Raw genomic sequence first — 26199 nt, 5'->3', positions numbered from 1 at the left:
TAAATGAAAACGGGCGACCCTGAGGCCGCCCGTTGATATATCTGTGTGGTGATTACAGCCAGCCTTCAAACCACTCTGGCATCACGAACAGATCAAAGTGATTTACCAGCATCATCACGCCAACAAATACCACCGAAACTGCCACCCACTGCCGGGCATACGGGATAAACCGAATGCCAATCACCGGCCTGATGAAGAACGGATGCGCCAGTGCCGAGATCAGGATCTGCGAGATAGAAAGCGTCAGTGCGACGTAGAGCACGTTTGGCCAGATAAAGGTGGTCGCCAGCACCGCCAGAACCACAATACTCGCCACGATGTTCCAGTAGAACTCCACGTTAGTGCGTCCGTTGGCCTGCGAAATCGCCCCGGTCAGTCCGCCCATTGGCCGCAGCATGCCAAACAGCAGCATCAGCGGGATCAGGTGATAGACCTGCTCATGTGACGCGCCATAAAGCACACGCACGATAACCGGCGAGAAGATACCAATAGCCAGATACATGGCGCTGCTGAACAGCATGATCCCCAGCGTACCTTTCAGGAACAGCTTTTTCAGTTGCTCGGCATCGTGCTGTTTCTCAGCAAAGCGCGGCAGTGCCAGACGGTTAATCACCGGCGTGACCAGCTTCAGCGGTTGCAGCACCAGCTCTTTCGCCAGTGAGTAAACGCCCAGCATCTCTGCGCCCATGACTTTACCGACCACCAGCGCATCGGCCTGGGTACGCAGCTGGTTAATGGTCTGCGAACCGAGCTGATAGCTGCCATACCGAATTGCCCCGAAGAAGGTCGCTTTGTCGAACTCCCAGGTCGGACGCCATGACTTCTCACCCAGCGCAATCATGCAGAGGATGCGGGTAAAAGCGTTGATGAACAGACCCAGAATCGCTGCCGCCACCGTCAGCGACGTGAACTCCAGCATCGCGACCACACAGAGGAAGGCAAACAGCTTGGTACCCATTTCAATCTTCGCCAGCGAGACCATCCGCTTGGTTTTGATGTAGTGCGCCTGATACTGCGACAGATGACCCAGCACCAGGAAGTTCAGGCTGGTCAGCATGATCAGCCCGGTCAGCTCCGGCAGGTGATAGAACCAGGAGACCGGGAAGGCGATCAGCAACATGATCAACCCGGTACACAGGCTGAGAGAGACGTTCACCCAGTAGATGGTGCTCTGCTCACGACGGGTAATGTTCTGGCGATGCACCAGATAACTGCTCATCCCCATATCCTGCAGCACACCCGCCACCGCCAGGATGGCATTGATGATGGCTAACAGCCCCAGCTCGTGGGTTTCCAGTTTGCGGGCAAGAAAGCTCAGCTGTGCAACCTGCAGCACCGCGGAAAAGCAGGTACTGCCAAACAGCCAAATCGCCTGTGACTTAAATCCACTCACACCAGTCGCTCCAGAATCTGTGCCAGTTCGCCATAGGCGATATGCTGATTAAATTCAGTCTCAACTTTGTGACGTGCGGCTGCGACGACCGGCGCCACATCCACTTCACCCTGAGACAGTTTCAGCAGCGTCTCCGCCAGTGCTTCAGGATCGTCCTCTTCCACCAGCCAGCCAGAAACATTATTCTCAATCAGCTCCGGAATGCCGCTGTGGAATGTAGAGACCACCGGCAGGCCGACCGCCATCGCCTCCATCAGGGCGACCGGGATCCCTTCCATATCGCCATCTGCGGCAGTTTTGGACGGCAGCAGGAAGATGTCAGCCTCGCTCAGCGCACGACGGATCTCCTCCTGCGGCTTAAAGCCCGGCATGCTGACACAATCTTCCATCCCCTCGCGGGCGATGAAATCACGCATCATCTCATCCTGATCGCCGTTGCCGATAATGGTGTACTGAAACTGACCGCCACGCTGCTTCAGGATGGCGCTGGCTTTCACCGCCACATCGAGGCCTTTTTTCTCAGTCAGACGCGCTACCGAAACGATACGCAGCGGCGTATGGAACGCCTGGCGCGGCTGGAAGTTAAACTTCTCCGGCTCAATGCCCATACGCGTCACGTGAATTTTCTCCGGCGGGCAGCCCATTTCAATCAGCTTGTTCTCCCACAGATGGCTGATAGGCAGCATCAGCTCACTCTGGCGGAACAGATTCACGTAGTCGAGTTTGTGCTCTTCCAGAATGTGACGACGGGAAATATCAGCGCCATGAAACACGGTCGCCTGTTTACCCTTAAGCACACCCAGTTCACGCAGCTTGTTTGCCAGTGCACCGGCATAGCCGAAATGCACCAGAAACACATCTGCGGTAAAGGTCTGCTTAGCATTCGCCACAATCGACGGCAGCAGCAGTTTGCTGGACTGCGCGCCATAACGGCGCACATTCAGCGAACGCAGCAGCGACGGCTTCGTCACTTTTGGCAGCACCAGCTTGATACGCTGGTTGAGCTTATCGACAATTGAGATCTTCTCTTCCGGCAGCAGATAGTGGGTCTTCGCCGCCAGACCATACTCATCAAACGCCGCATGTCGGTTCACTAAATCGCCGGGAAAGACTGAAATAATCTCCACCTCGTAACCGGCATCAATAAAATGGGTCACCTGATTTAGTACGAATGTCTCAGAGGCAACCGGGAAACGCATGGTGAAAAAAGTCAGTTTCATCACATTACCCTAATACTTTGAGAATCTCTTCAGTGATCCGGTTGCCAATTTCCCTTTCATTCGCAACGGCCGTGTCGACCTTAAGCTTGATGTTGTCGTAGTCGGCAAGAACGGTTTTCACCTTGTCGATCAGCGAGCCGTCCATCAGGCTTTTTACATCGGTTGCCATCTGCGGCAGACCAAGCTGGTTCATCACACCCATCGACTTGTGTTCGTAGTTGATCGCCACAGCCGGGGTGCCAAAGTTCATGGAGATAATCGCCGAGTGCAGGCGGGTACCGATGGTCAGATGGCAGTGACTCAGCAGGATGCCCAGTTCCAGGTCGTTAAACTCGTCCATGATGACATGGTAATGTTCAGGCTGCGCCACGTGGTCACGCAGCGTCAGCGCCACCATGCGGTCATCTTTGGCATAGCTGTCGATGCCGGTACAGGTGGAGAACGCCACAACCTGATAGCCTTCAGCAATCATCGCATTGATTACCCGGCCAAAGGCGGCTTCATACTCTTTCTGCGTCACGCCCAGACGTTTATCAAACGGTGCCAGTTCACGCACGGTGATCGCGATGGTTTTACGGCCATCGATAATGCCCTGCCAGTAGCGCAGGTTGTGGCTCGGATTTTCGACTTCACGCGCACGTACCAGGAATGCAGTATCCACACCGGACGCCACTTTAGAGCTGGTCACGCCGTCGCGCTTCATCAGATCAAGGCTGACTGATTCACGCAGTACCAGGCTGTCGACCCGATCAAAGACAAAATTCGCCAGCGCATTGACACGCGGGTTCTGGAAAGGTCCCACTGAGTGGCCGATCAGGTAGATCGGCTTTTTCGCCATCAGCGCACAGAGCGCATGGTCAAACTGAGTCACGCCATAGAGATCGACGAAGAAGGATCCGCCAACCTGAATAATCGCATCATACTTTGCCAGGCTTTCGGTAAAGGCCTGCAGGTGCGGCGGCACAGAGAATGACTTAAAGATCCCGCCCTTGCCCAGATGTGCCATCATGATATCGGGCATCAGACGGTTCGCCACTTTACGCTTAAACGAACCGACCAGACCTTTACCTGATTTGCTGTTGTGCAGATACAGCGCATCCTGCTGAATATCCTGCTGGAGCAGATAACCGGAGCTGGTTGGATAACGGCTAATAACATCAATGTCTAAATCACTGCGTGCAGACTTCATCGAATCGATCAGTCCACGAAGAATCGCGCCATCCCCGCGATTCCCACACGTATGGTTACCCACCAATAAAATTTTCATAACAACTCCGAATGAATTTTTTTTAATTCTGTAAGCCGCCCAGATCCGAAATGGGCAAAATGAACTCTGTTTAAAGTAATGCTTTACGGGATAACGCACCCAAAGGTACTGCTCCTGTTAAACCGGCCGCCTCCATTGTGGCGGCCCTGAAACAAGGGGTTAAGACTTAATCGCGAAGTAAGGCAGCGCAACCTGTTTACCGTTGATCACCACGGAAACAAAGCCTTCCGGCTTACTGGTATCGACCTGATCGGCGGAGAGCGGACGGGAAGCCATCAGCAGATCGCCCTGTTCGTTGGCCCCCACGCCCGCTTTGCCGTTATGCAGGCTGAAACGCTGCGGCGCGCGTTTGGCCGCGTCGCCTGACGGTGGATTGCCCTTCTCCATGACCGCATTGACCCGCGCACAGCGACCGGTCACAAAGCGATCTTTACCGGTAGTTTTCACCAGCACAGCAGCTGACGGCGTCCAGCCCGCCAGTTTGACGTAGAGATGGACATCGGTGTCATGCTCGGCCACATAGCGCACATCCACAATCGGGCTGCTGCCTTCGGCCGACCAGCTCGCTTCCGACAGGTCTTTCTTACGCTGTACGTGGATCACTGCGCGACCGCCGGTGGTCTTGTCACCAATCAGGTTCATCAGTGGCTTGTCACCACTGCCGTTACTGAACTGCGACTGACCAAAGATTTCGATCTCCCAAGAATCACCCACCGTCGGTGAGTAAAGGCTGCCGAGATCAAACCAGGTCTCCTGATTTGTGTTGTTCTCTAAGCGCCAGCGCGAGGTGATGTAGTTGTACTTCAGGCTGCCATCCAGCGCGACACCATAGGACTCGACGCGGGTCGATCCCATCTCCCAGATGCTGAGCAGACGGTCGCCCTGCATGGAGTTGTCGATCCAGCTGCCCGACTGCAGGCTGGTCTGACGCATATTCAGACGGGTGTTGTGCGCGATCAGCGGATTCTTACAATCCTCCAGGCTCAGTGCATCAACGATCCACTGACCGTTAGAGAGGTCGCCCGGATTATCACAGTGTTCAATCCAGCCATTATGGATAATTGACTGGCCGCAGCGCGGCAGGTTAAGCACTTTGCCGCCACGGCAGTACTGCGCATTGAAGTTTGACAGCTCAATCGCGGTACTGTGGTCCCATTTGCCCTGCTTCTGACCTGACCAGCCCGATTTAATCACATCGCCGCTGCAGCGTGAGGCGTACCACTGGTCGATTTTACAATCGAGGGTATCCTGCAGGCTGATGGCCGTGCCGCCAACGGCGTTAAAGCGCAGGCAGGCACCCCGGAAATATTGTCCGCCAGGACAATTGTTATGGAAAAAGCCCTGCTGGTTCGGACTCTTATCACTGTTGCCGTTGAAATTCAGGTTGGAAAGCTCGACACGACGGGCGTTCATCTCAAAGACGAACGCTGACTTACCATCCGAGACGATCGTGGTCGCCGGGAAGTAGCCGAAGTTCACCATCGCACCGGACATGCGGAAGAAGTTGAGATACTTGTCGCCCAGGTTACAGGCGGAAACCATAAAGGTACCGGCCGGGAACTGGACGCAGATCTGCTGGTTAGCCTGCTGCGACCAGTTGAACATCGCCATAATGGCGGGTGCCGTATCGGTCTGACCATCGGCAATCGCACCGAAATCAAACAGCGTCAGGCGGTTAAAATCATCGACAACGCGACGCCAGGAGAAACCCTCACCGGCAAAATTTACGCCGCCATCATTCGGAACGGTCTGGAAGCTGCCGACAAACTCGCCGCCGCCTACTTCCCGCCCTTCATGCCAGCTTTTCAGCTTAACCTTGGCCCCTTCAAACAGCGGGCGGGTTTTGCGTAACTCCGCCACGGACGGGATCTCACCAATCAGCTGATAACCCGCCGGCTGTGCCAGACGCTGACTGAAATCGGCGGCGCCCGGACGGCTGACATCGGCGATGTTAAACAGGGTCTGACCGTTGTTGTCCTCGACCGTCATCGAATGCGAAGGATCGGCAATCAGTGCAGCGTTGTCCTGAATAAACTGGGCAAAGCTGCCCTTGTTCAGCGTGATAGGCTGAGCAATCTCAGACACTTTACCGCTGGCATCACGCAGGAAGACCGGAATTTGGTTACCCGGTTTGCTGGCATCCACACCCGCTTTACCAATCCAGAGTTTGCCCTCAAAGCCCTGCCAGAACTGCGGAGGCATGGCGTAGACATTCTCAGGCGTCAGGATAGGCACGTCGCCTTTAGGGATAGCCGCCGCATCAACCGGCTTCAGGGCAATGCCGTTACTTTTTGCAGCGTAGCTGGAAAAGGTGCTCACGGAGAGAGCCCCCACCAGAGCGGAGGCGGCGGTCTGTAAAACTTCTCTTCTTTTCATGCATCAATTCCCGTAGTCAATAAGGCCATTGGCCATGGCGGTGTCCCTGAGGCACGTCGCAAGTGAGCTTTTCCAGCTCCGGTTAAACCAATGACAGCCAGCTTTGCTTAATCTGGTTACCGTCGAATTTCAGCGCGGTTTGTTTCGTTTTTTCGCTCATGGCATAGAACAGCGCGTCATCGCTGGCAAGCTGCTCCATTCGGGCCAGAAACGTGGCTTTGTCATTCATCGGCACCAGGAACCCATCTTCACCGTGGTTAATGATCTCCTGTGGCCCGGTCGGGCAGTCATACGCCACCACCGGCAGTGACCAGGATTTTGCTTCCAGCAGCACCAGTGGCAAGCCCTCGTAGCGCGACGTCATCAGCGCCATGTCGCTGTCGCGATAGTAGTCATTGATATTGCTGACCTTGCCGACAAACTTGACGCTGTCGTTAATGCCCAGCACGGCCGCCTGATCATGCAGCTGCTGACGCAGTTCGCCGTCACCGGCAATCACCAGCGTCCAGTCGGCATGAGTACGGGCGAAGTCGCGCCAGATATCCAGCAGCAGATCAAAGCCCTTCTGGTTATCCAGACGGCCCACCGCCAGCGCCTGACGATGACGGGTCTGACGCTGATAGCCTTTGTATACCACCGGGTTGGGGATTGACTTGCTGGGAATGCGCCAGCGGCTGAACACCTGATGATCTTTTTCGGTCAGAACAATCACGCGGTCGTAGTAGCGCAGCAGCAGAAACTTGAGGAACTTGATTGGTTTGCTGAAGGAGTTAATGGCGATATGTTCGCAGGCGTAGGCTTTGCCCCGCTTCTTCTTCATGGCCAGCAGATTCCAGAAGGCGAACATCACGCTCAGGCGACCCATGCTGATCAGAAAGACGGTATCGAAACCCTCTTCGTTGATGCGGGCAACCGCGCTTTTAATCGGGTTGCTCTGCCCTTCGAAGCTGACGATCTCTCTGACATGCTCAAACGGATAAAAGGTTTTACCGCTGCCTTCCAGCGAGTAGATGGTGACGTCATGCGTTTCGCCAAGACACTCTGACATAAAGTTACAGATGTTCTCGGTGCCCGCATACGAATAAGCATCTTTGATCACCAGGACAATTTTTTTCATGAAACGCTATCCACCTCAAATTTTAAAGACAATCCTGCCGACAGGCTTAACGATGCTTAAGGGTAAACAGCACACCATTCACCATATACCAGGCGTAATAGTAATAGATTTTTAAAGGATTGTTTTTATAGATAATTCTTAATAATTCAAGGTGCCACTGGGCAGCTTTGTTCTTATTACGTGAAAGGGAATCGCCTAATTCGTAATAGTTGACCAGAATCGTCTGAATTACGCGTGCCTGCTTATAGCGGGTGAATAATTCATACAAAAACAGGAAATCTTCGTGGCCCTTGCGCTGGAAGAAAAGCCCTTGCGGTGGACGGCGGAAACAGACGGAAGAAAAGCAGACGCGATACTGCTTCTTCACAAAGTTTTCCTGCTGCAGGTACGGTTTGCTGTAGGTAATGTCGTGCTCGGCTTTGCGGGTTTTATAGTGATACTCGGTAATCACAAAATCATCACCGGCCGCGATGGCCGCAACCTGCTGGCTCAGCTTATCGGCATGCCACTCATCGTCGCTGTCGAGAAAAGCGATAATCTCTTCAGTCGCCGCGCGCAGTCCGACGTTGCGGGTCTCTGCTGCGCCCATATTGACCGCATTATCCAGAATGGTAATGCGCGGATCCTGACAATGCTCACGCACAAATTCCAGCGAGTCATCCGTGGACTTATCGTTGACCAGATAGAGGTGCCAGTCGGTATAGTGCTGATTGATAACCGATTGCACAGCGCGTAATACCGTCTGACGTGCATTATACATAGGCATGACAATGCCAACGGTTCCAACAGAAGTATTCATCTTCAACCCTGAATTAAACGAAAAGAGAGGTGCTCCTGGCGTCAGGAGCAGAACGAGGCGCGGCGCGCGTCAGGAGAGTGCTTTCTCACCGCCGAAACGTGCTTTGACCTTGTCTTTAACCCGGTTCATAAAATAAGCACGGTTGTCTTTGTTGGTGAGGAAGAAGTAGCGCGCAAAGCTCAGGCTTGCCATCAGCGACTTGCCATCCATTTTGTAGCGCAGCGGCAGCTTAAAGGCTTTGTAGGTGTGGATATCACGCGGGGTAAGATGCGGCTTCATGCTATCGAGCCAGAACATCGAGTAGTTCACCGATTCGCCTTTATGTTTTGAGCCAAACTTAGTGACCAGGTGGTAGTTCGCCAGCGGTGCGGCGATCATCACAAAGTCATAGCCCATGCGGTCGGCACGAATACAAAAATCATAATCCTGATGACGGATGTAACGGGTATCGAACTGAATCTTCGCCGCATCTTCGCGCTTCAGCACAATGGTGCTGGTCTGGATAAAGCCGTAGCAGCCGAACAGATACTCGGCGACGGTTTCATTTTTGCCCGGTGGCTGCATTGGCATCACTTTCAGGAACGTGCCGTCCTGATAAATGTTCACCTGGCTGAAAATGACGAAGTTCTGTTTGCCCTGGGCTTCCAGCTGAGTAATTTTTTCACTCACCTGCTGCAGTTTATCTGCCGCCCACTCATCATCGGCGTCAAGGAAGCTGACATAGTCACCGGTCGCCAGCTCAATGCCTTTGTTACGCGCACCGGCCCCGTTGAGCTTAACCTCAGAGAGCACCAGATTGATGTCGAGATCCTGGTAGCGGTCGCTGCGAACCACCTCCGCCAGCGCGGCGGCATCCGCAGATTTATCATCCACGATGATGACTTCAAAATTGCGATACGTTTGTGCTTTAACGCAATCCAGCGTCGTGACAATCGATTCTGACGCGTTATAAGCCGGAATTACGATGGAGAAACGAATGTCCTTCATTGCCAGCACCTCATTAAAATAGTTCAAAAATAATCCGTTCAATCGACAAGGGTCGACAAAAAACCGGTGTGCTTACCGTCGATCGCCCCTGTGTGAATCTCTTCACGCAGGGGCGATCGATGGGTTAATTAGTGGACCAGCCAAAACTCACGCGCCACTTCATAGCCGGTAACCGCCTGCTTGGTCGAAATGGTGTTGTAGTAAAGGTAATAGAGCAGGAAGAAGACCAGCATGGCGTAAAGCGCGGGCTTCCACGATCGTCTGGCCTGGTAAATCAGCGAGGTCAGGATGATCGGCTCGACCTGTTGCAGATAGTTGGACAGGCGTGAACCTGACGGGAAGTTGTACAGGAAGATCCTGATCGCACCGCCGATAGCAAAGCTCAGAATAAGCAGGTAGTTAAGGCGATACTGGGCGTAGTTTTCGCGCTTCAGCTCGTCGGTCAGCATGAAGTAGAAGAAGACGAACACCAGCATAATGTTCTTCAGGTTCGACACGGCCAGGATGCTGCCACCCATGGCATAGGACGGGTCATTGTTATAGCCCGATGCCCTCTCCCCCAGCGACCCCAGATGACCGGCAATCAGAGCAATGAAGCTGGAACCGCCCACCACGGACAGCGGCAGACTGGCAACGATGATAATGACCGGCCACCAGCGCCAGTCACGAATAAACAGGAACGGTATCAGCGTGACGACCATGACACCGGTGTTGTGACTCGTGAACGACAGAATGAAGAAAGTAAACGCCCACCAGTAGCGCTTGAGATAGATCGACCACAGGACGCCCAGGAACAGCGCCGAACTGAGGCCAAAGCGAATCTGGTTAATGTCTTTGTTGATAAAGATGTGGGCCGAATAGAGCACCAGTGCCAGCACCGGATAGGGTGACATCTTCCTGAAAAACCAGGTATTGATGGAAACAGCCGTGGCACAGAAAACAAACAGGAAGATGCTGGCATTGTGCGAAACCAGACTGGTGAGCCAGGCCATCGCAAAAATCAGCGGTTCGTAACGGAAAAACGCAACGGTTTTAAAGAAGCCGTTAATTTCAATGCGTCTTACAAAGTCCTCAAAGAAGCTCCGGTACTGAAAATCATCCATGCCGGTGCCGAGACCGCGTATTCCCCCGAAGATAATCAGCAAAACGGCAGCAAAACAGAGCAGCCAGGTCAAAATATGATTTGTGCGTTCGTCTTTTTTCAGCGCTATTTCAAACAGCGAAAGCAGCAGCAAAAAGCCTGATACATACCAATAGGGAGCCATGGTGTGATTCCTTAATTCCACAAGTTCTCATGCCAGCAATAATGACGCTTCGCTTCCCGGCTGGCTTTTCAGCGAGCCTGACAGCGGCGATGCGTGCAGGCGATACCCTGCTGGTCATGAATTCTGTTGAGTGACGCTCGCCATGCGATTTATAGAGGTATCGCTTTTGTGGGTTTGGACAGAATAACCTGTGTAAATTGATGCGTGTCGTCATTCAAAGGGACGATAAAAAGGGGCGGTCAGACCGCCCCCTCGTTGTTACTCAATGATCAGCTTTTGTTGGTCTTACCGTAGTCATAGGCGTAGTAGTCATAGCCATAACCGTAGGCATTCGCGGCTTTGCGCACCACAGCGTTGAGGATCACACCTTTAATCTCAATACCGTTCTGGGCAAAGCGTTTGAAGCTGACGTCCACTTCTTTGGTGGTGTTGGCTTCGAAACGCGCCACCATCAGTGAGGTGCCGGCCAGCTTACCGATAATTGACGCATCGGTGACGGCCAGGATTGGCGGCGTATCGATTAACACCAGGTCGTAGTTCTTGCTCGCCCAATCCAGCAGCTCACCCATGCGACGATGCATCAGCAGCTCAGACGGGTTCGGCGGAACCTGACCACGTGGCAGGAAATCGAAACCGTACACGCCCTGCTGAATCAACGCCGGGCTGAATTCGGTTTTACCGGACAGCACGTTGGACAGGCCAGATTTGTTATCCGCGCCCAGCAGTTCGTGGGTATAACCACGACGCATGTCACCATCGATGAACAGGACACGCTGGCCTGCTTTGGCAATCAGGGTGGCCAGGTTGGCACAGATAAAGGTTTTACCAATACCCGGGCTGGCACCGGTGATCATCAGGATGTTGTTTTTAGCTTCCATCATGGCGAAGTGCAGGCTGGTACGCAGGCTACGGATCGCTTCGATGGAGAGGTCAGTCGGGTTACCCAGCGCCAGCAGCGTTTCGTGCGGATCGGTTTTCACCTTGCTGCCACGACGCGCCAGTGCTTCGGTATCTTTCTTACGCTGCCAGTCAGACAGGGGAACGCTGGCATAGACATTCATACCCAGCTCTTCCAGCTGATCCGGGTTCTCGATGCCGTGATGCAGCAGTGCTTTCAGCAGAACCAGACCCACTGACACGAACAGACCCAGAATCAGGCTTGCGGCAATGATCAGCATCTTCTTCGGTGCTACCGGCGCGTTAGCCGTCTGCGCATTGTCGATGATGCGGACATCACCTACGGTGCTGGCTTTACTGATGCCCAGTTCCTGCTGACGATTCAGCAGCTGCATGTAGATCTCCTGACCAGACTGAACGTCACGGGTCAGACGCAGGATTTCCTGCTGAGTCTGTGGCATACCAGAAATTTTCTTGTTCAGCTGAGCCTGCTCACCTTCCAGCGTTTTGCGTTTTTCCAGCAGCGCGCGGTAAGTCGGGTGATCTTTGGTGAACAGCTGAGAGACTTCTGCTTCACGGAAGGTCAGTTCGTTCAGCTGACTCTGCACGCTGACAGAGGAGTCCAGGGCAGATTTCGCTTCCAGTGACAGGTCAACAGATTCGTTCTGACGACGGAAGGTGTTCAGCTTGTTTTCCGCTTCATCCAGCTTGCTGCGAACGGCAGGCAGCTGAGTGCGTAAGAACTCCAGGCTTTTCTCGGCCTGCTCTGACTTGCGTTCAACGTTCTGTAACAGATAGTTGTTCACGATCTGGTTCAGCACTTTGCTGATCTGCTCCGGATCTTCACCCAGATATTCCAGACCCAGCACGCCGGTATCTTTACCTTTGTCTGCCACGGTCAGGTTAGAGAGCACAGAACGGATCGCCTGCAGGTCATTCAGCTTGGTCACGGTGAAGCTGGTGCCTTCATCGGCGTGAATCTCGCTCACCAGCATGCTGATGTCGCCGTGCGACTCCAGCTGGCCGACTTTACCTTTGAACAGCTCATCGCCATCTTTCGAGACGGTGTAGCTATCCGGACCGGTCACTTCCAGTTCAACGTTACGTTTGTCGATAGTGCGTGGGATTTCCAGACGCGAAATCGCGATACTGGCCGGTTTGTTGCCCATCAGGCGCGACAGACCCTTGCCGATAACCGGGAAGTAGTTCTGCTCAACCACGGTATCCAGACCCAGATCGTCAACGGTTTTGCCGATGACCATACGGGATTCCAGAATCTCGATTTCCGTATCAGAGGCAGGCGTCGGTGGCAGAATGCTGTCGATTTCGTTCAGAACGGTGCTGGCATTCTTCTGCTCAACCTGAACTAACGCATCAGCGCTATAAATCGGTGTTGCAAACAGTGTGTAGAGTGTTCCCGCCAGCATGAAAAATGCGGTAACGGCAACAATGATCCAGCGATGGTCAATTAGCTGTCCCACAAGATGCGCCAGATCCCATCCATTCGACTCCTCTCCCGGCGCGGTTCTGACCTTATTTTTTATATTCATGGATAATCCCAACTATCGGCTTAATACGTTGACCCATTTCTGGGTAGCGTTTTCCAGTAATCCGTAAATCTCTTCAAAGGCCTCACGGCTTTTTCGGTACGGATCCGCAATTTCTTTCTGATTGAGCCAGTGCCCAAGCAACATGGTTTTGCCACGTGCGGCGGGGTCGATGCGATTCACCTGTTCAATATGCCGCTTCTCCATGACCAGAATCAGGTCAGTGTTGCGGCACATTTCGGCCGTCAACTGCTGTGCCTGATGGCCTTCCAGCGACAGACCCTGCGCTTCGGCAACGGAAGATGCCATTTTGTCGGCCGGGTGGCCGACAAGGGCCCCCAGGCCGGCAGAGCGAACATCTAAATCGGGCAGCGCACGTTTAAACAGGCGCTCTCCGGTCGGAGAGCGGCAGATGTTGCCAACGCAAACGACTAACACGGACGTAATCATGGTCAGACCTTAGTTCGACCAGTTGCGGATACGCAGTGCGCTCTCGCTCACATCGTTGATACCCGCAATGGTTGGTAGTAATTGCGAGATCACACGGTTCCAGCGCGTCAGCGGCGTTGAGGTGACATAGACAATGTCATATGGCTGAAGCTGGAATTCGGTTCCCATCACCATGGATGCCGCATCTTTGGTGTTCAACTGATAGATGTTGGCAATCTTATTGCGATCGGTGCCGCGCAGTGGACGGATAACGAAGACGCCGGTGGCGTCAGAGGTGGTTTGATCCATCCCGGCCGCGTTGCCCAAGGCTTCCGCCAGCGTCATGCCGCTACGGTCCATTTTCAGGGTCGCCTGCTGCTTCACTTCACCCATCACGAAGATTTTCAGATCATCGTTACGCGGAACGTAAAGGATATCGCCCGGATAGAGGAGGTGGTTCTGGCTCAGGTCGCCATTCTGCATCAGTGCCTGTAGCGAGACGCGCTGTTCACGACCGTTGTGCGTCAGCACGACGTTACGCCAGTCAGCATCAGCGGCCAGGCCGCCAGCGGCGTTAATTGCGTCCAGAATCGTCAATGGCACGTTAGTGATTGGCTGCTGACCTGAGGTCGTTACCGAACCGGTGACATAGGTTTTCTGTGATTTGAACGAGGCGATGCTCACATCAACCTGTGGGCTTTCAATGTACTGTGCCAGGCGGCGTGCCACTTCGTTACGCACTTCGCCAACAGTACGGCCCGCTACACGCACACGGCCAATGTAGGGATAGAAGATAGTGCCGTCAGAATGCACCCAGTTACCGGTGTCGCTGGCGCTACGGTACTGACCCGCAGGGGTCGTCAGTTCCGGGTGATCCCAGACCGTCACGGTCAGGACATCGCCCACACCGATACGGTATTCGTAGTTCTGAATTTCGTTCTGCAGTGAAGGGTTCGCCTGAGCCACCAGAGGCTTAGGACGCATTTTCTCAACCAGTGAAGGCGTTAACGGGAAGACGTTGACATATTTATCGATGTCAAAGTTGCTATCCTGTTGCTCAATAACATCTTTTCCTGATGTAGAAAGACGAGAACCGGGTTCGACTGTACACCCGACAAGGAATGTGGCGGATACCAGCAAAGGTATCAATTTCATTTTGATTGTAATCATTTAGATCTTCGCTATCAGTTATTTATTGATAGAGGCGAAACCGCCGCTGTGTAAGCGTCCAACAAAAAGTAAATCCTGGCTGACTTAAGCCTTAAGCTCTGAACCTGTCGTTCATTATCCTTGCTCCACTTGTTATAAGTAGTGGCCATCAACCAGGGTGTACCCGAAACGCCTTGCATCATAGCGGACTATAGATGCACGGCGATATCCCTGATGATGGCCGCTATTAACGACACGCCTGACAACGGCACAACACCTCGGAGCGCGCGTGAGCACGCTCATTCCGACTCACGATTAATAGGCACCGTCGCGTTTCAACACCACGCCCACTGTTTTAAACAGAATGGCGATGTCATTCCACAGTGACCAGTTTTTCACGTACCACGAGTCGAAATAGACGCGGGTTTCATAGTCAACATCATTACGACCGCTGACCTGCCACAATCCCGTCATGCCTGGTTTAGCCATCAGGTAATAATCAACATCACCAGCATAACGACAGAGTTCATCTTCAATGACCGGACGAGGCCCGACCAGACTCATATCACCGCGCACCACGTTCCAGAGCTGAGGTAACTCATCGAGGCTTGTTTTACGGATGAAGTGGCCCACTTTAGTAATACGTGGATCATTTTTGAGTTTGAAATCTTTATCCCATTCCGCACGCGCAATCGGATCGGTACGAAGCACTTCTTCCAGCACTTCTTTTGAATTAATCACCATCGAACGGAATTTCAGACATTTGAATTTACGGCCATTCATGCCGACACGTTCGTGACCATAAATCGGTGGTCCGCCATCACGGCCAACCAGGAAGCCCAGCACCAGCAGCGCCGGCATCAGCATCAGAATAATCGACAGCGCACCGACGATATCAAAGGCTCGCTTCAGGAAACGCGAGGTGCGTTTTGCCAGGTTATTCTGAACCCGCAGGATCATCACTTCGTGGCTGAAGATATAGGCCATATCAGTACCGTAAAGCGGTACACCACGCAGCGTCGGGATGACAGAGACTGAACGGCAGTTGTGCATCGCCAGCGATTTCAGCCACACATCACGATACTGGCTCTGCTCATATTCTACTGCCACGATAAACTGGGTTTCGCTGTTAGTCAGGCTCCAGAGCGCCTGCTCGTCGCGCAGAACCGGAACACCGTTCATGATCTCCTGCGGACAGGTTCCGTCAACGTCATAGAAGGCGATGACGTCAAAACCCATAACCTCTTCGCTTTGCAGCGCCTGCCAGGCTTCGTGCGCATTTTTGCTGCTGCCGATAATAATGGTCTGTTTTTTCCACAAGCCATTTTTATTCAGCAGACGTTTAGCCAGCGCGCGGCAGGTCGGAATTAAAATCAGCGCCAGTACCCAGGTCAGTAACCAGACGAAACGCGACATCTGCCACTGCGACAGTGCGGTAATCGACAGGTCGATAACAGAAAATATAAGAATGGTACGAAAAACTTCTTTTAATTCGAACCAGAAAGGTTTGCGGTATGTGTAGTGACGCAGCCTTACCCAGAACCAGCCAATACAAATTACCGACAGACAAATGTGTGTGGCAATTTTTAAATTCATTTCTTTTTCAGAAATATCTGCCAGCGGCGAACCTGACTGAACATTAATTAGCATCATCGCCACAAATAACGCTGCGTTGAAACAAATTAAATCTGAACATGCCAGCATTAATTTGGTAATAAGACTTTTAAACGTAAATTCTGTATCGCGCATATTTAACTCTTTATTTTATTTCCTTAAACCCGCAACGGCTATCGCCCGTTTAATCGTTAAGCGATAAAACCTTTCCAGACTGAGCCGTTTCTAAGGGGAGCTCCTGCGGCGTTTACGCCAGTGATCTTAACCATGACACCAATAATATTGTGATGAATACCAACAGATTACTCTGACTTTAATCACCGCCAGCATTGCTCATTTTATCAACGAAAAACGCGATTCAGGCACGCTACCGCCCTTGGCTGTCGCTGCCAATATCGCTGTCATCATTCATATTGCTCCCCGTAACAGGTAACCGTAACGCATCATACAAGTGTTCATTGATGAATTACTGATTCCTTACATTGCGATTAATGTAGAATCGGTACGCAAATTACGACTCTGGGGCAGAGTTTGCTAACTTGTTGCTATACTAGTTATTACTGGCTTGTTTACAAGCAGGTCCCGCCATCCCTGGACTATTTTAGGAAAAAGACTACCAGCAATTAGTATTGATGCCTGACAGGCAGTGCAATCCTTTCTGTACAATTCGGATTAATGCCATACTCGCGGTAAGATAAATCGCATAAGCCCGGCAGGTGAATATCGCTTTGCCGTGACAAAATGACTCAGAATAGTCTCCCCTGAACCCTGCGAATTTAATCAAAGCGTCACACTGTTATGTTCAGATTTTGCACAATATATCGGGCTATGCCGGTTATCACCCCCCTGCCCTGCCATTTGTACGCGGCTTCGCACTCCACTATCATCAGAGAAAACCCAATTCAAGACATTCAGGTGAACAAGGCATGCTGGAGGTTATTGCAGATCCCTCGCTATGGGCGGGATTAGTAACGCTAATCGTTCTGGAACTGGTTTTAGGCATCGATAATCTGATCTTCATTGCCATCCTGGTTGAGAAGCTTCCCGGCCCCCTTCGCGACCGCGCGCGCGTCATTGGACTACTGCTGGCGTTAGTGTGCCGCTTATTGCTGCTGGCTTCGCTTTCCTGGCTGGTTACGCTGAAAGAACCCTGGGTTACGCTGGGGGGCCACCCCTTCAGTGCGCGCGACTTACTGCTGCTGTCAGGCGGGATTTTCCTGCTATTTAAAGCCACAACAGAGTTGAATGCGCGCCTTGAAGGCCATGATGAAGATGCCGGTCAACAAAAAGGCGGCGCTAAATTCTGGCCGGTGGTGGCGCAAATCGTGGTGCTGGATGCCATCTTCTCGCTGGATGCAGTGATTACCGCCGTCGGCATGGTGAATGAATTGCCGGTCATGATGATTGCGGTCACCATCGCCATTCTGCTGATGCTGCTTGCCAGCAAGCCACTGACCCGCTTTGTGAATAACCACCCTACGATTGTCATCCTCTGTTTAAGCTTCCTGCTGATGATTGGCTTCAGCCTGGTGGCGGAAGGCTTTGGCTTTGTCATTCCTAAAGGCTATCTCTATGCGGCTATCGGTTTCTCGGTCATCATTGAGGCACTGAACCAGCTGGCTCACTTCAATCGTCGGCGTGTGCTGTCAGCGGGTCGCCCGCTGCGCCAGCGCACGGCGGAAGCGGTGTTACGCATGCTGCGGGGTGCAGCGGAACCGGCGGAACTGGATGCGAAAACCTCGTCCCTGATTGCTGACAGCGATGCCAGCATGCTGTTCAACCGCCAGGAACGGGTGATGATTGCCCGGGTGCTGGGCATGGGCCAGCGCCACGTCAACAGCATCATGACCTCGCGCCATGACGTCGACCATATCGACCTCAGTGACGATCCGGCAGAGATCATGTCACGCCTCGACCGCAATCAGCACACGCGCATCCTGATAACGGACAACTCCAGCGAACCGCTGGGCGTAGTGCACGTTATCGATCTGCTGCACCAGTCGCTGCACCATAATTCGCTCGATCTGCGCGCCCTGATTCGGCAGCCGCTGGTCTTTCCTGAACGTCTGACGCTGCTGCAGGCGCTGGAACAGTTCCGGCAGGCCCATACTCACTTTGCTTTTGTGGTGGATGAGTTTGGTTCAGTGGAGGGCGTGGTGACCCTGAGCGATGTGATGGAAACCATTGCGGGCAATCTGCCGAATGAGGCGGGAGAGATTGATGCCCGCTACGATATTCAGATTCAGGGAGAGGGGCACTGGATTGCTAACGGCCATATGCCGCTGGAAGATCTGGCGCTCTATGTGAAACTGCCGCTGGACGAGCAGCGTGACTATCATACGCTGGCAGGTTTACTGATGGATAAGCTGCAGCATATCCCTCAGGAAGGAGAAGTGTTGCAGCTGGGTGATTACCGGCTGAGAACCCTGCAGGTGGAAAATCATCGGGTTCAGAAAGTCGAAATTCTGCTGCAGCCTGATAGCGATTACGAGGTTTAACCCGTCACCCGCTTTGACAGCATGCGCCCGCTACGGGCGCATGATTTTCTTCAGGTTCTCTTTATTCTCGCCCTCTTTCTGACGATCGATCCACTGATTCAGCCGGGACTTCGCTTCACTCTGGAGACGGTCACGCAGCACGGCATCCACCGGCAGGGAATATTGCAGGCTGTTCCAGTCACCATACATACGCAGCGGAACCGGCTGACTGGAGAGTGTCTTCACCAGCGCATCATCGCCGTGCCAGCCGCTGATTTTCAGTCCCAGCGTGACGTCCAGCTGCTGCTGCACCATGTCGACTTTACCCGCGCCCTGCAGGCCCAGATTCTGACCGTTGCCATTAATATCGCTGAAGCTGAGTACACCTTTATTCAGCGCGACCTGACCACTGATCGACTCAATGCCTTCATCGACGGCGTCCTGGCTGCTGACCTTGTCGCTGACCCGCGCCACGGCACGCTGCACCATCTGCTGCAGATTGAGCTGTGCCAGCTTCAGGTTGCTGGCGCTGATCGTTGCCCTGCCCTGCCAGCTGCGCTTCGCCGCCTCAACCGTCAGCGTATTGCCCGACAGCTCGCCGTCGAGACTCAGATTTCCCTGCAGGCTTTCCGGCAGTTCAAACGCTTTAAGCAGTGGCTGAATGGCAATCAACCGGAGTTGAGGTTTCAGGCTGACCTGTGTTTCCGGCTGACGAATATCGATGCTGCCGGGAACCGAGAAGCTGCCATTGCCCAGTTTGCCGCTGAGCGTGTTCAGCGTCATCAGTCCCTGCTGATTGCTGGCGTTTACCGCAAGGCTGGTCAGGGAGAGGCCGCGCCATACCACACTATCCGCCTGTAATTTCAGCGCCAGGTTCAGTTCATTGAGCGGAGAGTCGGCGTTGCTGCGCTCCCGTGGAGCCGCAATCACCGGCGAACGGGCCACAGTGGCATGCTGCACGCCAGGCGTTTCAGAGACCGGCGTGCTGGTGAGTAAATTATCCAGATTCAGCGTGCTGGCTTTCAGATCCAGCGCCAGCTGCTGTGGCGGAATAGTCTGTCCGCTGCCCTGCCCGGTCAGCGTACTGTCGTTGGCGGTGAGCTGCAGATTGCTGAACGAGAACTGCTGGCGGTCGCCATTCCATTCACCCTGCAGGCTCAGTGAGCCTTTAATTCCCTGAACCGGGATATCGGCACCGGAAAGCGTGTAATCAAGCTGCTGCAGCTGGCCGCTGAGACGGTGGGGATATTGCGCGGCATCGAGCTGGCCTTTGAGATTCAGAGTCGCGTTGCGCTGATTGCGCATCAGGCTGGTGCTCAGCGACAGGGTCGCCAGCTTGTTCGCGTCCTGATCCATATTGATGTTGAGGTCGCGGAAATTATATTCGTCACCGCCCGGCTGCTGCCAGATAAGCAGACTGTCGGCTACCCGCAGCTTTGCAATATCAAATGACCAGCCGCTGGACGCCGGGGCTGGCTCCGCATCGCGCGGACCCTGAGGCGCATTTTTAGCACGCTGCGCGTTGCTCTCCGGCGTGACACGCACGATCGCATTTTTCAGCAGCACCTGACTGACGCTGAGCTGGTGGGATAAGAGTGGCAAGAGATCGACATCAAGCCGCATGTTTTCTGCCGAGACCAGCGGCTGGCTGGCACCCGGCGCGGTGAGACTCATCCGGCCTGCCAGGATACTGAGCTGTGGCCAGACGTGCCAGCGCAGATCGCTGCTGACTTCAAGGCGATAACCACTGCGTTGTTCGACCTGTTGCACCATATAGGTACGAAAGTCGTTGGGATTGACCAGCAGCACCAGCGCGCTCATTCCCGTTACGACCACCACTAACAGGATGGCCAGCGTGGTTATCACTCTTTTCATTACATCCTCAAATCAGTCTTTATCGATACGGCTGGCATCAGCGCCTTGCTGACCGCGATATTTTGCATCTTCACGCCGGTTATAGGGACGTGCAGCCGGACCTGAAAGCGGTTCAAAACTTAGCGCGCCAATTAACATGCCGGGACGCAGCGCCAGCGGCAGTTTACCTGAATTGTAGAATTCCAGCACGATACGACCCTGCCAGCCTGGATCAATGCGGTGAGCCGTCACATGAACCATCAGCCCGAGGCGCGCCAGCGAGGAGCGGCCATCCAGCCAGCCCACCAGATCGTCAGGCAGTGTTACAGACTCCAGCGTCACCGCCAGCGCCAGTTCACCCGGATGGAGGAAAAAGGCTTCGCCATCAGGCAGCACGATCTCATCGCTCATCACACGGTCCAGTGCCGCACTCACTTCCTGTTTCGGGCCGCTCAGGTCGATAAAAGCCGCGGTATGACCGCTGAAAGTACGGAACTGATTACCCAGACGCACATCGACAGTGGCACCATTAATGCGCTCGACCGGCGGGCGTGGCTCAATAGCCAGTTTGCCAGTGTCCAGCCAGGCTTCGATATCGCGATCGCATAATCTCATTGCGGTAACTCCATAACATAAGTGTAGCAAACCGGCATGCGTGCCTGCCGCCGGACTGCACCACGTCCGGACGGACGTGCGTTATTCAAAAAACTGGTTGATTTTCGCCTTAAGGATATCGATGGCGATACGGTTTTTTCCGCCGCGCGGCACAATAATATCGGCGTACTGTTTTGATGGCTCGATAAACTGCAGGAACATCGGACGCACGGTCTTCTGATACTGACTCATTACCGAATCCATTGAACGGCCACGCTCGTTGACGTCACGTTTCATGCGGCGCATCAGACAGATGTCGAGCGGCGTGTCCACGAAGATAGAGAAGTTGAGTTCCTGGCGCAGACGGGCGTCAGTCAACAGCAGAATGCCTTCAAGAATAATGACCTTTTTGGCCTTCAGGTGATGCGTTTGCTGGGTGCGGGTGTGTTCAACATAGCTGTAAACCGGCAGCTCAATATCCTGGCCGGCTTTCACCGCCTGCAGATGCTGCAACAGCAAATCATGATCCATCGCACTCGGATGGTCATAATTGGTTTTAACCCTCTCTTCCATGGTGAGGTGACTTTGATCTTTGTAATAAGCATCTTCCGGGATCACCCCGATGTGCTCGTCACCTACCTGATCACGGATTTCACGATAGAGCGTGCTGGCAATTAAACTTTTACCGGATGCGGAAGCGCCGGCAATGCCTACAATCACGCACTGATGAGACTTGTCAGTCATACTATTTTAGGACCTGATAACTGGAGCCTGCCACTGGTCACACATTACGCGGGCAGCGGACGGGCCGAAATGGAGAGGGTGTGTTCGCGCTAAGTATAGGGATTTCGGCCTTTTGATGCCACAAAAATGGCGTCGGCGACTTTTCAGACTTTCTCCTTTGGACGCCACTCATTTCACCGATAAACTAACGTCACACCATACTATAAATAAAATGGCCTGCGCGGCGCGCTGTTCTGACGATGCGCGCTGCAAACGTTTCGACCGAATGATGCATCAGGAGTGGTATGCACTGGAAGACTTTGACCTATTTTGGCGACAGCATGCTGTTGATTCCGACAGCGGTGATTATTGCGCTGATTTTGCCGTGGAAGAGTGACAATCGTCTTACGGTCTTTTACTGGATTGTGGCTTTTGGCCTGGCTGGCCTGGCCGTCAGCCTCTCGAAAATTCTGTTTCTGGGATTTGGTATTGGCAGCGCCCGGTTTAATTTCACCGGTTTCAGCGGTCATAGCGCCATGTCCGCGACGCTATGGCCGGTCATGTTATGGCTGATTTCCGGGCGCTGGGAAGCCGTATGGCGTATCGCGGCGATTGGCGTCGGTTATCTGATCCCACTGATGGTCGGTTTCTCACGTCTGGTGATCCACGCTCACTCTAAAAGTGAGGTCGCTACCGGTCTGCTGCTGGGCTTTACGCTGAGCACCGCGTTTCTGATTTCGCAGCGCCGCACCTCATTAAAAGGCTTCAGCTGGCCGCAGGTAGGTGCCGCGCTGTTAGTGCCGTTTGTATTGATGAGTCACGGTCGCGTCGCAACAACGCAGCAGTTTCTGGAGCGCTTCTCTGCCAGCCTCGCGGGCCTGGAGAAACCTTATACCCGCGCCGATCTTTTCCGCCAGTAATCAACACGCTGGCAATCAATTTTACCCTGCCCGTCAATTCGCCGAATAACGGGCAATATTGATTTCACCCCTTTTTTCTTTGCCGAATGTGCTAGCATGCAGTCAGAGAATGACTGGTGCCTGATTCGCCGTTGCGGAGCCCTGCACCCTGCCGGAAGTTCGCATGACGATAGAGATCCTGTCCCCGCAAAATAACCCGCCAAACCGCTGGCTCTCGGCCCTGGTGCTTGGCTGCGTGGTGTTTGTCCTGACGATGTTCTGTCTTGAACTGATCGTTGTCAGTGGGAAGATTTCCCCGCTCTGGTTCCCGACCACCTTAATGACCGTCGTGGTTTTCCGCTGCCCGTCAAGACAGCTGCCGCTGCTGCTGACTGCCTGTGTGCTGGGCACCGCGGGGGCGAATGCCATCATCATCGGACCTGCCCTCTCAAATATTAAATTTGCGCTGCTTAATCTTATTCAGGCCGGCGTGGGTGGTATGCTGCTGCGCGCCCTGCTGGATCGGCGCGCGCCGCTGAATTCGCTGAATGACTGGGCAAGGATGGTGGTGTCAGTCGGCATCATGACCCCGCTGCTCGGCGGCGTGCTGGCGATCTGGACGCTGCAGGTCAGCGGCCATGCCTCGTTTCCCTTCTTCTATACCTGGGTCATCTCCGAGATCATCGGGATGCTGGTTTTAGGCCCGATGCTGCTGCTGCTGCCCTGGCCGCTGCGGCGCGCGCAGTTCAGCGATCTGCGGCTGGCCGAATCCCTGCTGACGCTGGTGCTTACCCTCGGTGCCAGTTATCTGGCACTGCGTTTCCTGCCGTGGCCCTTTACCTTTATTGTGGTGATCCTGTTCTGGTGCGCGGTTCGCCTGCCCAAGCTGCAGGCGTTTGTCCTGTTCTTCCTGAACGCCAGTTTTATCTCGATGCTGCTGGCTTTTGATCTGGTCAACGTGGTCAATAACAACAGCGCCCTCGGCCCGGTCTCCAGCTGGCTGCCGTTTCTGCTGGTGTTAATCCCCAGTCACATTATGTCGCTGGTGATGGACGCGTTCCGGCGCGAAAAACTTCACATTACCGACAGCGAAACCCGCTTTCGTCACGCCATGGAGTATTCCGCCATCGGTATGGCACTCGTCGCGCCACAGGGCAACTGGCTGCAGGTGAATCGATCTCTCTGTCAGATTCTGGGCTATCCGGCAGAAGAGCTGAAGCGTCTGACCTTTCAGCAGATTACCCATCCCGACGATCTCAGCCTCGACCTGGAACATGCGACCCGGTTGCTGGAGGGTGAGATCGATACCTACACTTTTGAGAAGCGCTATTTCCGTAAAGATGGCGAAATTGTCTGGGCGCGGCTGACGGTCTCGCTGGTGCGCGACAGTAGCTATGCCCCGCTCTACTTTATTGCGCAGATTATCGATATCTCAGAGCTGAAGCAGAGTGAGCAGGTGAACCGCCGGCTGATGGAGCGTATTACGCTGGCCAACGAGGCGGGCGGCATCGGCGTATGGGAGTGGAACCTGCTGACCGGCGAGATGTTATGGGACAAGCGCATGTACGCCCTGTTTGGCCTTGCGCCGCATGAGTCGCCCAGCTATGACCTCTGGGTCCATCTGCTCCATCCCGCCGATCGCGAGTACGCCGCGCTGACGGTGCAGCAGGCGATTGAGCTGCGCAGCGCTTTTCATATGGAGTACCGCGTGGTCGATGCCCAGGGACAGCGCTGGGTGCGCACGCAGGCTAACCGGCAACTGAGCAAAGAGGGGCGCATTGAGCGCATGCTGGGCATCTGCCAGGACATCACGCCGCTGCGCAATCTTAATGAGGCGCTGTTTCAGGAGAAAGAGCGCATGGCGATCACCCTGGATTCCATCGGCGAAGCGGTGATCAGCACCGATAAAGAGATGCGCGTCACCTTTATGAACCCGGTAGCAGAGAAAATGAGTGGCCTGTCGCAGGAGCAGGCAGCCGGTCAGCCGCTGAGTGAACTACTGCATATCACTCAGGGGCGTAACGGACCCGAAGTCGAGAATCTGCTGTTATGCCAGCTACCGGCGGAAAAAATCACCCCCGGTCTGGCGGACGATCTGGTGCTGCATACGCCCGATGGCGGCCATATCGATATTCACTACAGCATCACACCGCTGCGCTCCGAGGCGGGCCTGGAACAGGGTGCCGTAATGGTTATTCAGGATGTGAGTGAGTCGCGCAAACTGATGAAGCGGCTGAGCTATAGCGCGCTGCATGACACCCTGACCCGCCTGCCGAACCGTGCCAGTTTCGAGCTTCAGCTTAAACGTCTGCTGTTTGATGCGGCTGAACATCAGCATCAGCATGTGCTGGTGTTTATCGACCTGGATAAGTTTAAAGCGGTGAATGACAGCGCCGGACATGCCGCAGGCGATGCGTTACTGCGTGAGCTCTCCGATTTAATGCAGTACCACCTGCGCAGCAGCGATTTCCTGGCCCGGCTGGGTGGCGACGAGTTTGCGCTGCTGATGCCCGATTGCGAAGTCGCTCAGGCGCATGACGTGGTGCAGCGCATCGTCGCCGCGGTCAATGATTACCGGTTCCAGTGGCTGGGCCGCCTTTATCATGTGGGTGCGAGCGCGGGCGTCACGCAGATTTCAGCGGATAACTGCCAGAGCGGCGACGTGCTTTCGCAGGCGGATATCGCCTGTTACAACGCCAAACGCAGCGGGCGCGGACGACTGGTCATCTACGAACAGCATCGTTTACCGCTGCCGGGTAATCATCAGGGCATGGATGCAGTAATGATTGATGCGCTGCAGATCGAACTGCCGGCCTGGGCCGTTGCGCCGCCTAAAACACCGCAGGCGGCCTTTATCTGGCTGCTTGAGGTGCAGCTGTTAACGGCTGACGGGCTGCTGGTGGATGAAACCCTGCTGCGCAATAACCTGCCTGACGATTCGCTGCGTCGCCGGCTGGATAATAATATTCTGGATGCTTTTTTCCGTCACGATGTGCAGAGGCTGAATAACAAAGGCATTCCGGTGATCCTGCCACTCAATGCACAGGTACTGAACGATGCCGTCTTCGTGCAGCAACTCTGTCAGCGCTTTGTTGCCGAGGGACTCTCTGACAGCCGCTGTGGTTTCGCTTTCCCTGCCGCCAGCGTGCTGAGCAAAGGCGATCAGCTCTATGCCGCGCTGATGCAACTGCGGCAGTGTGGCTGTCGTGTCGTGTTGCAGCATTTTGGCCGTAACCTGGATGCCTTCAATCTGCTGAGTGACGAAGTGGTTGATTATCTGGTGCTGGCCCCTGAACTGGTTGCTAACGTTCATAATAATCTGATGGATGAGATGCTGCTGACCATCATTCAGGGCCAGGCAACGCAGCGCAATATCTCGGTGCTGGCCGGTCCGATTTCAGTACCCGCAGTACTCAGCACGCTGGCGACCCTTGATGTGGATGGCGTCTGGGGCAGTGCCGTGGCCGAGCGTCAGCCGTTGCGTTCTCTGGCTGAAGATCGCATCTTCGCTATCCGTTAATTCCCGCGCTGCCTGCTTGCCACCCTGCTGAAGCTGCGCTAAAGTCGCCCCCTTTTTTCCGGCATGGGGGCG

General features: G+C 54.1%; 18 protein-coding genes. 3 read left to right on the top strand and 15 right to left on the bottom strand.

Features of this window, described 5'->3' with window-relative positions; genetic code table 11:
* Window positions 1-52: 52 nt before the first annotated feature.
* The 12 genes from IBT54_RS14525 to wbaP all read right to left on the bottom strand — a co-directional run bounded on the left by IBT54_RS14525 (window position 53) and on the right by wbaP (window position 16195).
* Complete coding sequence (locus IBT54_RS14525; RefSeq protein WP_201252354.1) at window positions 53-1393, bottom strand: lipopolysaccharide biosynthesis protein; 1341 nt, start codon at window positions 1391-1393, stop codon at window positions 53-55.
* Complete coding sequence (locus IBT54_RS14520; RefSeq protein ID WP_013358457.1) at window positions 1390-2613, bottom strand: glycosyltransferase; 1224 nt, start codon at window positions 2611-2613, stop codon at window positions 1390-1392. The genes IBT54_RS14525 and IBT54_RS14520 overlap by 4 nt, the downstream gene beginning before the upstream one ends.
* Before the next feature lie 4 nt (window positions 2614-2617).
* On the bottom strand, window positions 2618-3880 hold the full coding sequence (gene wcaK / locus IBT54_RS14515; protein WP_095706907.1) for a colanic acid biosynthesis pyruvyl transferase WcaK: 1263 nt from the start codon (window positions 3878-3880) through the stop codon (window positions 2618-2620).
* A gap of 159 nt (window positions 3881-4039) precedes the next feature.
* On the bottom strand, window positions 4040-6256 hold the full coding sequence (locus IBT54_RS14510; protein ID WP_201252353.1) for a phage tailspike protein: 2217 nt from the start codon (window positions 6254-6256) through the stop codon (window positions 4040-4042).
* 82 nt (window positions 6257-6338) lie between these two features.
* Window positions 6339-7373 carry a glycosyltransferase gene (locus IBT54_RS14505; RefSeq protein ID WP_201252352.1) on the bottom strand — a complete coding sequence of 345 codons (1035 nt, stop codon included), beginning with the start codon at window positions 7371-7373 and terminating at the stop codon, window positions 6339-6341.
* Between the two features lie 46 nt (window positions 7374-7419).
* A complete protein-coding gene (locus IBT54_RS14500) occupies window positions 7420-8172 on the bottom strand; it encodes a glycosyltransferase family 2 protein (protein ID WP_013358461.1) in 753 nt (250 codons plus the stop codon).
* Between the two features lie 69 nt (window positions 8173-8241).
* Window positions 8242-9159 (bottom strand): glycosyltransferase, encoded by a 918-nt coding sequence (locus IBT54_RS14495; RefSeq protein ID WP_033784642.1) that lies wholly within the window; start codon window positions 9157-9159, stop codon window positions 8242-8244.
* A 128-nt stretch (window positions 9160-9287) separates the two neighbouring features.
* Window positions 9288-10424, bottom strand: a complete 1137-nt coding sequence (locus IBT54_RS14490; RefSeq protein ID WP_013358463.1) for an EpsG family protein — start codon at window positions 10422-10424, stop codon at window positions 9288-9290.
* Window positions 10425-10693: 269 nt separating this feature from the next.
* Window positions 10694-12871, bottom strand: a complete 2178-nt coding sequence (gene wzc / locus IBT54_RS14485; protein WP_013358464.1) for a tyrosine-protein kinase Wzc — start codon at window positions 12869-12871, stop codon at window positions 10694-10696.
* Between the two features lie 12 nt (window positions 12872-12883).
* On the bottom strand, window positions 12884-13318 hold the full coding sequence (locus IBT54_RS14480; RefSeq protein WP_013358465.1) for a protein-tyrosine-phosphatase: 435 nt from the start codon (window positions 13316-13318) through the stop codon (window positions 12884-12886).
* A 9-nt stretch (window positions 13319-13327) separates the two neighbouring features.
* On the bottom strand, window positions 13328-14467 hold the full coding sequence (locus IBT54_RS14475; RefSeq protein ID WP_013358466.1) for a polysaccharide export protein: 1140 nt from the start codon (window positions 14465-14467) through the stop codon (window positions 13328-13330).
* Window positions 14468-14761: 294 nt separating this feature from the next.
* Window positions 14762-16195, bottom strand: a complete 1434-nt coding sequence (gene wbaP / locus IBT54_RS14470; protein ID WP_013358467.1) for an undecaprenyl-phosphate galactose phosphotransferase WbaP — start codon at window positions 16193-16195, stop codon at window positions 14762-14764.
* Window positions 16196-16986: 791 nt separating this feature from the next.
* Between wbaP and IBT54_RS14465 the strand changes: the two genes are divergently transcribed.
* Window positions 16987-18558, top strand: coding sequence for a TerC family protein (locus IBT54_RS14465; RefSeq protein WP_013358468.1), 1572 nt, complete (start codon window positions 16987-16989; stop codon window positions 18556-18558).
* A 30-nt stretch (window positions 18559-18588) separates the two neighbouring features.
* Here the strand turns inward: IBT54_RS14465 and asmA are convergent, their stop codons facing one another.
* From asmA to udk, 3 genes are all read right to left on the bottom strand, one after another.
* A complete protein-coding gene (gene asmA / locus IBT54_RS14460; RefSeq protein ID WP_201252351.1) occupies window positions 18589-20412 on the bottom strand; it encodes an outer membrane assembly protein AsmA in 1824 nt (607 codons plus the stop codon).
* 12 nt (window positions 20413-20424) lie between these two features.
* Window positions 20425-21006, bottom strand: coding sequence for a dCTP deaminase (gene dcd / locus IBT54_RS14455; protein WP_013358470.1), 582 nt, complete (start codon window positions 21004-21006; stop codon window positions 20425-20427).
* 81 nt (window positions 21007-21087) lie between these two features.
* The gene (gene udk / locus IBT54_RS14450; protein WP_013358471.1) at window positions 21088-21729 is read right to left on the bottom strand and encodes a uridine kinase; all 642 of its coding nucleotides are present in this window, start codon (window positions 21727-21729) and stop codon (window positions 21088-21090) included.
* Window positions 21730-22013: 284 nt separating this feature from the next.
* Between udk and IBT54_RS14445 the strand changes: the two genes are divergently transcribed.
* Together IBT54_RS14445 and IBT54_RS14440 are read left to right on the top strand one after the other, a co-directional pair.
* The gene (locus IBT54_RS14445; RefSeq protein ID WP_013358472.1) at window positions 22014-22628 is read left to right on the top strand and encodes a phosphatase PAP2 family protein; all 615 of its coding nucleotides are present in this window, start codon (window positions 22014-22016) and stop codon (window positions 22626-22628) included.
* Between the two features lie 163 nt (window positions 22629-22791).
* Complete coding sequence (locus IBT54_RS14440; protein WP_201252350.1) at window positions 22792-26127, top strand: diguanylate cyclase; 3336 nt, start codon at window positions 22792-22794, stop codon at window positions 26125-26127.
* Window positions 26128-26199: the final 72 nt, after the last annotated feature.

The sequence above is a fragment of the Pantoea sp. S62 genome (genome assembly GCF_016658625.1).
GTDB classification, from domain to species: Bacteria; Pseudomonadota; Gammaproteobacteria; order Enterobacterales; family Enterobacteriaceae; genus Pantoea; species Pantoea vagans.
This window is presented reverse-complemented; position numbering and strand designations above follow the sequence as displayed.